This window comes from Ligilactobacillus equi DSM 15833 = JCM 10991 (genome assembly GCF_001435735.1).
GTDB classification, from domain to species: Bacteria; Bacillota; Bacilli; order Lactobacillales; family Lactobacillaceae; genus Ligilactobacillus; species Ligilactobacillus equi.
Map to the genome: position 1 here is coordinate 1 of NZ_AZFH01000044.1, position 12,464 is coordinate 12,464.

Below are 12,464 nucleotides of genomic sequence, written 5' to 3' on the forward strand. Positions count from 1 at the left end.
TAGAGCATCTGACTTTTAATCAGAGGGTCGACAGTTCGAGCCTGTCACGACTCATTAACATTTAAATAATTTGCATTAAGAAAATGAAGCCGACTTAGCTCAGCTGGCAGAGCATCTGTCTTGTAAACAGGGGGTCGGAGGTTCGAATCCTCTAGTCGGCATTATGCGGAAGTAGTTCAGTGGTAGAACATCACCTTGCCATGGTGGGGGTCGCGGGTTCGAATCCCGTCTTCCGCTCTTAATGCCGGGGTGGCGGAACTGGCAGACGCACAGGACTTAAAATCCTGCGGAGAGTGATCTCCGTACCGGTTCGATTCCGGTCCTCGGCATTTATGCACCTATAGCGCAACTGGATAGAGTGTCTGACTACGAATCAGAAGGTTGCAGGTTCGACTCCTGCTAGGTGCATCGCGATGAAAGCTTGCTTTAGCAAGCTTTTTTTGTGTCTTCGAAGCTAAATTCTTTGCAATTAAGGTTGGTTTACCTTTATAATTAAAGTCAACATTAGTCAAAGAAAAGGAGGCCCGTTGATGCAAGAGCGTAATATCTCAGATATTATTGAGCGTTATCTAAAAGAAATTTTAAATGATGCTAATGCGGTAGAAATTAAGCGTTCTGAAGTTGCACGTCGCTTTGATTGTGTGCCTTCACAAATTAATTATGTGATAAAAACGCGTTTTACCTTACCAAATGGCTACTTAGTGGAAAGTAAGCGTGGAGGTGGGGGGTATATCCGTATTGCCAAAATTAATTTGGTTGATAATACGGAAATGTTCCAAACCTTGTTAGCTTATATTGGAGAGCAAATCAGTACTAAGCAAGCCTGGAAGATTATTCAGGGTCTCTACGATGATCAAATTTTAAGTAAGCGCGAAGCGAATTTAATTTTGGCGACCTTAGACCAAAAGACTGTGGCTGATGATGGTTTGCGGGCGCAAATTCTCAAGGCCATTTTAGAACGCTTAAAATACAGCAATTAAGATGAAATGAGGGAAAAAGATGGATGATTTATATACACCAAGTGCGAGTCGGGTTCTAGAATTAGCCCAACAGCAAGCGATTTTTTTCAAGCACCAGGCCATTGGAACCGAACATCTCCTATTAGCTTTGACCATTGAAGATAGTGGTTTGGCTGCGGGAATCCTAAAACAAATGATGGTCAATGCCGTTGACGTGCGGGAAGAAATTGAACACCTAACCGGATATGGTAACCTCAAGCGTCAAGGTAATGCTTATCTTCCTTACTCACCTAAGGGACGTTACATTTTAGAAAAGGCCAAAGAAGAAGTTAAACTTACTAATGGTGAAAAGGTCGGTACTGAACATCTTTTATTAGCCTTGTTGTCAGATGAATCGGCCTTAGCGGCACGTATTTTAGTGAACTTAGGGGTCGATTTGAAGCGGATGTACTCAGTTATTTACCACCAATTAGGAATTAGTCCGGCTCAAGTGCGCAAAGCTCGCAAGGCTCAGCAAGCTCAAAAGCAAGGTCAAACTGTGACTTTAGATGAGTTGGCCCGTGATTTAACGGCTTTAGCCCGAGATAAAAAAGTTGACCCTGTGGTTGGTCGTGATCAAGAAATTCGGCGTGCCATTCGGATTTTGAGTCGTCGTACCAAGAACAACCCGGTTCTCTTAGGGGAACCAGGGGTCGGTAAAACTGCAGTTGTCGAAGGCTTGGCTCAATGGATTGTAGCCGGCAAGGTGCCGGATGAATTTAAGGCCAAGCGGATTATGATGTTGGATATGGGTTCCTTGGTAGCCGGGACGAAATACCGGGGAGAATTTGAAGACCGTTTGAAGCGTGTGCTTAATGAAATCTATGAGGATGGCAATGTCATCTTGTTTGTGGATGAACTCCATACTTTAATTGGTGCTGGGGGGGCTGAAGGGTCTGTTGATGCTTCCAACATTTTAAAACCAGCTCTTGCACGGGGAGAAGTCCAAGTTATCGGGGCTACAACTTTAGATGAGTATCAAAAGTATGTCGAATCCGATGCTGCTTTGGAACGGCGCTTTGCCCGTGTTAACGTAGAGGAACCAAGCCAAACGGTAGCTTTAGAAATTCTCCAAGGTTTGAAGGAACGTTACGAAAACCACCACAAGGTAGTCTTAACCGATCAAGCCTTAAGGGCTGCTGTTGAATTTAGTAGTCGCTACATTACTAACCGTTTCTTACCAGATAAGGCTATTGACTTAATGGATGAAGCTAGTGCGCAAGTACGCATTGAAGCAACTGAAAAGAAATTACGCAAGGCCAGCTTGAGTCCTGAGCAAAAATTAGCAGAGTTAGCTCAAGCTAAAAACGAGGCATTATTAAGTGAAGATTTTGAACAAGCCGCGTTGATTCGTAATGAAGAAATGAAACTCAAAGAAAAGTTAGCTAAGCAAGTCGCCAAAGGTTCACAAAAACAGTGGCCAGAAGTGACGCGGGAAGATATTGCTCAGGTAGTGGCAGAATGGACCGGTATTCCGGCCCAACAAATGACCAAGAGCGAAAGTGAAAAACTCTTACGTCTCGAGAAGGTACTCCATCAAAGAGTGATTGGTCAAGATGAAGCGGTCAAAGCAGTGGCCAAAACTGTGCGTCGGGCGCGTAGCGGTCTAAATGACCCGAACCGTCCTTTAGGTTCCTTCATGTTTTTGGGCCCTACTGGGGTAGGGAAGACCGAATTAGCCAAAACCCTGGCAGAATCCTTATTTGGTTCTCAAGACGCTATGATTCGTATTGATATGAGTGAATACATGGAAAAATTTGCTACTAGTCGTTTGATTGGGGCTGCTCCAGGGTATGTAGGTTATGAAGAAGGGGGCCAACTAACAGAAAAGGTCCGCAATAAGCCATACTCGGTGGTACTTTTAGATGAGGTGGAAAAAGCTCACCCTGATATCTTCAACTTACTCTTACAGGTCCTAGATGATGGTTACTTAACGGATGCCAAGGGTCGTCGCGTGGACTTTAGAAATACCATTATTATTATGACGTCTAATTTAGGAGCGACTGCCTTACGTGATGAAAAGTCGGTTGGTTTTGGGGCTAGCAGCAAGCCAGGTGAAGATTTCGCCGCCATGTCCAGTAAAATTAAAGAAAGTCTCAAGAAGCACTTCCGCCCAGAATTCTTAAACCGGATTGATGAAGTTGTCATCTTCCACAGCTTGGGTAAGAAGGAATTACACGATATCGTTAAGAAGATGTCTAAGCAAATTGTTGTGCGTCTCAAGGAACAAAACATTAATTTGAAGCTAACTCCGGCCGCCATTGATGTAATTGCTAAGGCAGGATTTGATCCACAATATGGAGCGCGTCCAATTCGCCGTGCATTACAAAGTAAGATTGAAGATTTGTTAAGTGACGCTTTATTAGAGGGGCGCATTGAGGTTGGCAGTCAAGTAACGATTGGCGCTTCAAAAGGTGAAATTACGTTAAACATTAAGAATCCTGAACAATTGGCATTAACTTTAGAATAATTTTTGAGAGGAAGGAAACTTCCTCTTTTATATTGACAAAATGAAAGTTAGTTGTTATCATATATAGATGCAAAAACTGTGAATTTAGACTTTATTAGCGATCTATTGTCCGTTGATAAGGAAAGAAGAAGCAAAAATAGTGAGGTTAACGTTGTTATTCCGGACTGTTTTTGGTTTTTTTTTGCCAAAATTCACTTAAATTGCGTTTAAAAAATGTTTTGTAACACAAATGTAATATTTGATTTTGGTAAAAAAGCACAGTAAATTTTTGGAGAGGTGAACAACTTGGCAGGACACTTAGTAAAATACGGCAAGCACCGTGTACGGAGAAGTTACTCACGAATCAAGGAAGTTTTGGAATTACCAAACTTGATTGAAATTCAAACTGATTCCTACAACTGGTTCTTAAACGACGGGTTGAAGGAAATGTTTGAAGACATCATGCCGATTGAAGATTTCGGGGGTAACCTTTCATTAGAATTCGACAACTACCGGTTATTAGAACCTAAATACACCGTTGACGAAGCACGGGAGCATGATGCTAATTACTCTGCACCATTACACGTAACATTACGCTTAATTAACCACGAAACAGATGAAATCAAGTCACAAGATGTTTTCTTTGGTGATTTACCATTGATGACCAAGCAAGGGACTTTCATCATTAACGGGGCTGAACGGGTTATTGTTTCACAATTAGTTCGTTCACCAGGGGTTTACTTTAACTCTGAATTAGATAAAAATGGGCGTGAAAACTTTGGTACCACTGTAATCCCTAACCGTGGGGCTTGGTTGGAATACGAAACAGACGCCAAAAATATTGCCTACGTACGAATTGACCGGACACGGAAATTACCTGTGACTGAATTGGTTCGGGCCTTAGGTTTCGGTTCTGACTCAGAAATCGTCTCAATCTTAGGTGAAAACAGCGAAAGCTTGAACTTAACCATTGAAAAAGATGTACACAAAAATACTGAGGACTCACGAGTGGAAGAATCTTTGAAGGATATCTACGAACGTCTTCGTCCTGGTGAACCTAAGACGGCTGATTCATCACGTTCCTTATTAACTGCTCGTTTCTTTGATCCAAAGCGTTACGATTTCGCACCAGTAGGTCGTTACAAGGTCAACAAGAAGTTAAGTTTGAAGACGCGCTTATTGGACCAACGTTTAGCGGAAACTTTGGTTGATCCAGAAACTGGAGAAATCTTAGTTGAAGAAGGTACCGTAATCGACAAAAAAATTATGGAAACCTTAGGGGCTTACCTTGATCGCGATGACTTCAAGATGATGACTTTCACCCCAAGTGAAGAAGCCGTGGTAACGGATGATATGACTATCCAAGTTATTAAGGTTTATTCTCAAGTTGACCCTGAACGTGTGGTTAACATGATTGGTAATGGTAACATTAGTGCAGACTTCAAGCACATTACCCCAGCTGACATTATGGCATCAATGAACTACTTCTTTAACTTACAAGAAGGTATCGGTTCTACGGATGACATTGACCACTTAGGTAACCGTCGTATTCGTTCCGTGGGTGAATTATTACAAAACCAATTCCGTATCGGTTTGACACGGATGGAACGTGTGGTTCGCGAAAGAATGTCAATTCAAGACACAGCCACAGTTACTCCACAACAATTAATCAACATTCGCCCTGTAGTAGCGTCTATTAAGGAATTCTTTGGTTCATCTCAATTGTCACAATTCATGGATCAAACGAACCCATTAGGAGAATTAACGCACAAACGTCGTCTTTCAGCCTTAGGGCCTGGTGGTTTGACGCGTGACCGGGCTGGCTATGAAGTGCGGGACGTGCACTACACGCACTATGGTCGGATGTGTCCTATCGAAACACCAGAAGGTCCTAACATTGGTTTGATTTCATCACTTTCATCTTACGGTCGTGTTAATCGTTACGGTTTCATTGAAACTCCATACCGTCGGGTTTCATGGGACACTCATAAGGTTACTGACAAGATTGATTACTTGACAGCCGATGAAGAAGATAACTACGTTGTGGCTCAAGCCAACTCTCCATTAAATGATGATGGATCCTTTGTTAACGATGTGGTTATGGCCCGTGCCGAAGAAGAAAACATCGAAGTTTCTATCGATAAAGTTGACTACATGGACGTTTCGCCTAAGCAAGTAGTTGCTGTGGCCACAGCATGTATTCCTTTCTTGGAAAACGATGACTCCAACCGGGCCTTGATGGGTGCCAACATGCAACGTCAAGCTGTGCCATTGATTCAACCACATGCACCACTCGTGGGTACGGGGATTGAATACAAGGCTGCTCACGATGCGGGAGACGCTGTGATTGCCGACCACGCTGGGGTAGTTGAATATGTTGATGCACGTGAAATTCGTGTTCGTCGTGAAGACGCTACTTTAGACAAGTACAAATTAATGAAATTCCGTCGTTCTAACGCCGGTAAGAACTACAACCAAACACCAATCGTCCGCGTAGGTGACCGCGTTGATGCTGATGAAATCTTGGCTGACGGTCCAGCCATGGAAGGTGGGGAATTAGCCTTAGGTCAAAATCCGTTGATTGCTTTCATGACTTGGGATGGTTACAACTTCGAAGATGCCATCGCCATCAACGAACGTTTGGTTAAGGATGATGTTTACACATCGATTCACATTGAAGAAATGGACTCTGAAGCTCGTGACACTAAGCTCGGACCTGAAGAAATTACCCGTGAAATTCCTAACGTTGGGGAAGACGCCTTGAAGAACCTTGATGAATTCGGGATTATCCGTATCGGGGCTGAAGTTAAAGATGGCGATATTTTAGTTGGTAAGGTTACTCCTAAGGGAATGACAGAATTATCGGCTGAAGAACGTCTCTTACACGCTATCTTTGGCGAAAAAGCCCGTGAAGTACGGGATACTTCCTTACGTGTACCTCACGGTGGTGGTGGTATCGTTCAAAACGTGAAGATTTACACTCGTGAAGGTGGCGATGAATTAGCACCTGGTGTTAACCAAATGGTGCGGGTTTACATCGCTCAAAAGCGTAAACTTCAAGTCGGGGACAAGATGGCCGGTCGTCACGGTAACAAGGGTACGGTTTCTATCGTAATTCCTGAAGAAGACATGCCATTTATGCCTGATGGTACACCAATTGACATCATGCTTTCTCCAATGGGGGTTCCATCTCGGATGAACATCGGGCAAGTATTAGACTTGCACTTAGGGATGGCAGCACGTGAATTAGGTATTCACGTAGCATCACCAGTCTTTGATGGGGCTCGTGATGACGATATTTGGGATGCCTTGAAGGAAGCCGGTTTACCAAGTGATGGTAAGACCATTCTTTATGACGGTCGAACTGGTGAAGCTTTTGATAACCGGATTGCTGTTGGGGTTATGTACTACATGAAACTGTCACACATGGTTGATGACAAGATTCACTCTCGTTCAATTGGACCATACTCACTTGTTACTCAACAACCACTTGGTGGTAAGGCTCAATTCGGGGGCCAACGTTTCGGGGAAATGGAAGTTTGGGCCTTGGAAGCTTACGGGGCTGCTTACACCTTGCAAGAAATCTTAACTTACAAGTCTGACGATGTGGTTGGACGGGTTAAGACTTACGAAGCCATCGTGAAGGGCGAACAAATTCCTCAACCAGGTGTGCCTGAATCTTTCCGTGTCTTAGTCAAAGAATTACAAGCCTTAGGTTTAGACATGCAGGTCTTAGACAGTAACAAACAAGAAATCGAATTACGTGACATGGATGATGACGATGACGTAGTTAACGTCGACGCAATCAGCCGTCAAGTTAAGCAAGAAGAAAAAGCTAAGGAAGCCCAAGTAGCAACTGAAGCGAACGAAGAAGTAAAGCAAGAAATTTAAGACAAAGCAAAAAGAAAAGGAGGTCGGTCCTTTGATCGATGTCAACAAATTTGATAGTATGCAAATTGGCTTAGCCTCACCAGATAAAATCAGAAGTTGGTCTTATGGTGAAGTTAAGAAGCCAGAAACTATCAACTACCGTACATTGAAGCCTGAAAAAGATGGTTTATTTGACGAAAGAATTTTCGGACCTACAAAAGACTGGGAATGTGCCTGTGGTAAGTACAAGCGTGTACGTTACAAAGGGATTGTTTGTGACCGTTGTGGGGTCGAAGTTACACGTTCAAAAGTACGTCGTGAAAGAATGGGGCACATTGAATTAGCTGCTCCTGTAACACACATCTGGTATTTCAAGGGTATCCCTAGCCGGATGGGACTTGTCTTAGGGATGAGTCCTCGTGCTTTGGAAGAAATTATCTACTTCGCTTCTTACGTCGTGACTGAAGTGACACCAGAACCTACTGACAAGGATTTTCCAATCAAGTTAAAGGACTTGATGACAGAAACTGAATACCGTGAACGTCAAGCTCAATACCCAGGTAAGTTCAAGGCAGCCATGGGGGCGGAAGCTTTACGGACTTTACTTCAAAGCATCGATCTTGAACAAGAATGTGATGACTTAAAGGAAGAATTGAAGACAGCGACTGGTCAAAAACGAACTAGTGCCGTTCGCCGTTTGGATATCTTAGAAGCCTTCTTGAAGTCTGGTAACAAGCCAGAATGGATGGTCTTAGATGTCTTACCAGTTATTCCGCCAGAATTACGTCCTATGATTCAACTTGAAGGTGGTCGTTTCGCAACTTCCGACCTTAACGACTTATATCGTCGGGTCTTGAACCGGAATAATCGTTTGAAGCGTTTATTAGACTTAAATGCACCAGGAATCATCGTCCAAAACGAAAAGCGGATGTTACAAGAAGCGGTGGATGCCCTCTTCGATAACGGTCGTCGTGGTCGTCCCGTTGTAGGTCCTGGTAACCGTCCATTGAAGTCACTTTCACACATGTTGAAAGGTAAGCAAGGGCGTTTCCGTCAAAACTTGCTCGGGAAGCGGGTTGACTACTCTGGTCGTTCTGTTATCGACGTTGGTCCTTACTTGAAGTTACACCAAATGGGGCTACCTCACGAAATGGCCTTAGAATTGTTTAAGCCATTTATGATGCGTGAATTAGTAAAGCGCGAATTGGCTAATAACATCCGTTCTGCAAAGCGGATGATTGATCGACGTGACGATGCTATTTGGGATGTCTTAGAAGACGTTATCAAGGAACACCCTGTCTTACTTAACCGGGCACCTACTTTGCACCGTTTGAGTATCCAAGCCTTTGAACCTACTTTGGTTGATGGTAAGGCCATGCGTTTACACCCCTTAGTTTGTGAAGCTTACAACGCCGACTTTGATGGGGACCAAATGGCCATTCACGTCCCATTATCTGACGAAGCTCAAGCCGAAGCCCGGCTCTTGATGTTAGCTGCTCACCACATTTTGGCACCTAAAGATGGTAATCCAATCATCTCACCATCTCAAGATATGACAATCGGTAACTACTACATTACGATTGAAGAAGCTGACCGTGAAGGTGAAGGGATGATCTTCAAGGATGTCAACGAAATCCGGACAGCTTACCAAAACAACTATGTGCACTTGCATACACGGATTGGGCTTCAAACCTCTGCTTTAGCTGCCGCTGGTAAGCCATTTACCGACTGGCAAAAAGATCGAATCATGGTTACAACTGCTGGTAAAGCAATGTTTAACGAAATTTTACCTGAAGATTTTGTTTACTTGAATGAACCAAGTAGCGAAAACCTATCTGGTAAAGTACCTGATAAGTACTTCTTGGAACCTGGTGAAGATATTAAGGCTCACATCGCAGCTAGTGAATTGGTAGGGCCATTTAAGTCCGGATTCTTGTCCGACATTATCGCTCAAGTTTACAAGGACTACAAGGTGACTGCAACTGCCGAACTCTTGGACCGGATGAAGGACCTTGGTTACTATGAATCAACTAAGTCTGGTTTAACTGTGGGGATGGCCGATGTTACTGATTTGAAGGAAAAACCAGAAATTATCGAAAAAGCCCACAAGGACGTGGCAGTTGTTGCTAAGCAATTCCGTCGTGGTTTAATTACCGAAGATGAACGTTATAACCAAGTTATTGCAATTTGGAACCGGGCTAAAGATGATATTCAAGCTAAGCTGATTGCTAACATGGATCCATCTAACCCAATCCAAATGATGAGTGATTCCGGAGCCCGTGGTAACATCTCTAACTTTACCCAACTTGCCGGGATGCGTGGTTTGATGGCTGCTCCTAACGGTAAGACCATGGAATTGCCAGTTATCGCCAACTTCCGTGAAGGTTTGTCTGTGATGGAAATGTTTATTTCTACGCACGGGGCGCGTAAAGGAATGACCGATACGGCCTTGAAGACTGCCGACTCTGGTTACTTGACTCGTCGTTTAGTTGACGTGGCGCAAGACGTGATTATCCGGGAAGAAGACTGTGGCACTGACCGTGGTTTAGATGTAACTGCTATTCGTGAAGGTAACGAATTAATCGAATCCTTATACGACCGAATTTTAGGTCGTTACACGATGAAGTCAGTGATGCACCCAGAAACTGGTGAAGTGATTGTCCCAGCTAATACCATGATGGATGAAGCCTTAGCGCAAGCGGTGGTTGATGCTGGCGTTGAAATGGTAACGATTCGTTCAGCCTTTACTTGCAACACGCGTCATGGGGTTTGTGAACGTTGTTACGGACGTAACATGGCTACAGGTACCGAGGTCGAAGTTGGTGAAGCCGTGGGTACTGTGGCTGCTCAATCTATCGGGGAACCTGGTACACAATTGACGATGCGTACTTTCCACACCGGTGGGGTTGCCGGGGATGATATTACTCAAGGTCTTCCTCGTGTGCAAGAAATTATTGAAGCCCGTAATCCTAAGGGGCGTGCCGTTGTTTCTGAAGTAACTGGTGAAGTTATCACTGTTGAAGAAAACCCTGCTGAACGCGTGAAGAAGGTTATCGTACGTGGTGAAACTGATACTCGTGAATACTCCTTGCCATTTACTTCCGTCTTAAAAGTGGCCGAAGGTGACCGCGTTCACCGTGGGGATGCTTTGACAGTTGGTTCAATCGATCCTAAGGAATTAATTGTCATCCGTGATACCCTTTCAACAGAAAACTACATCTTGCGTGAAATCCAAAAGGTTTACCGGATGCAAGGGGTAGGAATTTCTGACAAGCACATCGAAGTTATGACACGTCAAATGCTTCGAAAGGTGCGGGTCATGGATCCAGGTCAAACAGACATGTTGCCAGGGACTTTGATGGATATCTATGACTTCCAAGACCGCAACGAAAAGACCTTGTTTGCTGGTGGTAATCCAGCCACAGCCCGTCCGGTCTTGCTTGGAATTACCAAGGCTGCCTTGGAAACTAATAGTTTCTTATCAGCTGCTTCCTTCCAAGAAACAACACGTGTACTTACTGATGCCGCTATCCACGGTAAGAATGACCCATTAGTTGGTTTGAAGGAAAATGTTATCATCGGTAAGATTATTCCTGCCGGGACTGGTATGAAGAAGTATCGTGAAATTCAACCTGAATTGGTCGGTCAACCAGCTTCAAACTTTATGACGATTAATCATTTAGAAGAAGCCCAACAAGCTGAACAATCAGTGCAAGAATAAAATTTGAAAGCCTCTAAGCTTACTAATTGAGCTTAGAGGCTTTTTCGCATGTCCAAGAATATTAAATTAATTACGAAAAATTGTAAAAGAGCATGTGAAAATTTAACAAAATAAATAAAGTTACGGCTAAAAAAGTCTGCTATAATTAGATTAAATGACCGAAATTAAAATATGCATAGAAAGTAGGGGAAGTAATGAAAAGCCGGAAATATACATTAGCGCAACGAAAATTAGCTACTAAAAGCAAACAACTTAAGGGTTTAAGGAAAGCCACGACTTACCTAGGGACGACCTTCTTGATGGGGGCCGGAGTCTTGGCTTTAAATAAGGATAAAGCAGCGGCGGATACTGTAGATAATAACAATAAAGAAACATTAAAAAATGATAACCAAAGTCTGACTACGACCATGGTGGATAATCAAGCTAGTTCACAAACTAGTCAAGTTAATACTGATATGGTAGCCACAGCGACAGTGGAAACGCCTGCCAGGAGCCAAGTTGCTAATAGTAGGACCGACGCCACTAGTACAGAAGCTACAACAACTGCTCCTGAGACTGAAGAAACTAGTGAAACAGCTACCAGTGTGGTAACTGCAGAGGAGTCTGCCACAACTAGTACACCAGAAGTGACGGCAACTGAAAAGACTAATCAGGTGACCGAAAATATGCCAACATCTAAAGTTGCAGCGGATGTTGAATCATCTGAGGTAACCGCAACAACTAGCACTGCTACTGTTACAACTGACCCGACTAATATAGTTGAAAGTAAGGTCACACAGACGGCTGCGACCAACGAAACGCAACCACAAATCGTGGTGGCGTCGACTTCCAGTTACCCTGCCAATGTGCAACGTTTCTTGGCGCAAATTACAGAACCTGCCCAAGTTGTGTCCCAATCACGCGGGGTGTATGCTTCCTTAATGATTGCGCAAGCGGCTGTAGAAAGTGCTTGGGGGCAAAGTCAGTTAGCGACGCAAGCTTATAATTTATTCGGGGTGAAGTGGAACGGAACAGGTAATTATATTGTCATGCCAACCCAAGAATATTATGGGGGCGCTTATCATACGGTTAATGCAAAGTTCCAACGCTACGCTTCTTATCAAGAGGCATTGGATGCTTATGCAACCTTGATTTTAACACGTTTCCCTAATTCAGCCCCAGCTAATGCTGCCACACCAGATCAAGCAGCCCAAAACTTACGTAATGGAGTTTATGGAACTTACGCGACTGCACCTAATTACGCTAGTACTTTGATTAGTGTAATGAACAGTTACAACTTGCGGACTTATGATAGCGGCCTGAAAAATGGTAATATCATCAAGGTAGATGCGATAACCGCAACTGCTACTACTGCATCAGGGACATACACGGTAAAAGCCGGCGATAGTCTTTACGGAATTTCAAGCAAGTTCGGCACAACGGTATC

5 protein-coding genes and 4 tRNA genes are annotated in these 12,464 nt (G+C 43.7%); all 9 read left to right on the forward strand.

Annotated features, from left to right (window positions below; all coding sequences use genetic code 11):
- The first annotated feature begins 88 nt into the window (after nucleotides 1-88).
- Nucleotides 89-161: transfer RNA gene (locus tag FC36_RS04900), tRNA-Thr, on the forward strand.
- 4 nt (nucleotides 162-165) lie between these two features.
- A tRNA-Gly gene (locus FC36_RS04905) sits at nucleotides 166-237 on the forward strand.
- A 6-nt stretch (nucleotides 238-243) separates the two neighbouring features.
- Nucleotides 244-329: transfer RNA gene (locus tag FC36_RS04910), tRNA-Leu, on the forward strand.
- A gap of 5 nt (nucleotides 330-334) precedes the next feature.
- Nucleotides 335-408: transfer RNA gene (locus FC36_RS04915), tRNA-Arg, on the forward strand.
- Between the two features lie 122 nt (nucleotides 409-530).
- A complete protein-coding gene (locus FC36_RS04920; RefSeq protein ID WP_023859471.1) occupies nucleotides 531-980 on the forward strand; it encodes a CtsR family transcriptional regulator in 450 nt (149 codons plus the stop codon).
- A 19-nt stretch (nucleotides 981-999) separates the two neighbouring features.
- The gene (locus tag FC36_RS04925; protein WP_023859470.1) at nucleotides 1,000-3,468 is read left to right on the forward strand and encodes an ATP-dependent Clp protease ATP-binding subunit; all 2,469 of its coding nucleotides are present in this window, start codon (nucleotides 1,000-1,002) and stop codon (nucleotides 3,466-3,468) included.
- Between the two features lie 276 nt (nucleotides 3,469-3,744).
- Complete coding sequence (gene rpoB / locus FC36_RS04930; RefSeq protein ID WP_152524915.1) at nucleotides 3,745-7,338, forward strand: DNA-directed RNA polymerase subunit beta; 3,594 nt, start codon at nucleotides 3,745-3,747, stop codon at nucleotides 7,336-7,338.
- Nucleotides 7,339-7,369: 31 nt separating this feature from the next.
- Nucleotides 7,370-11,038: a DNA-directed RNA polymerase subunit beta' gene (gene rpoC / locus FC36_RS04935; RefSeq protein WP_025021387.1), complete on the forward strand. Its 3,669-nt coding sequence runs from the start codon at nucleotides 7,370-7,372 to the stop codon at nucleotides 11,036-11,038.
- 194 nt (nucleotides 11,039-11,232) lie between these two features.
- The coding region (locus FC36_RS04940; protein WP_156409510.1) for a glucosaminidase domain-containing protein at nucleotides 11,233-12,464 on the forward strand (1,232 nt) is incomplete at its 3' end.

Bases quoted from the DNA above. Each gene is read 5' to 3' on its own strand.
- FC36_RS04925 (WP_023859470.1), top strand. From the start codon at position 1,000: ATGGATGATTTATATACACCAAGTGCGAGTCGGGTTCTAGAATTAGCC.
- FC36_RS04920 (WP_023859471.1), top strand. From the start codon at position 531: ATGCAAGAGCGTAATATCTCAGATATTATTGAGCGTTATCTAAAAGAA.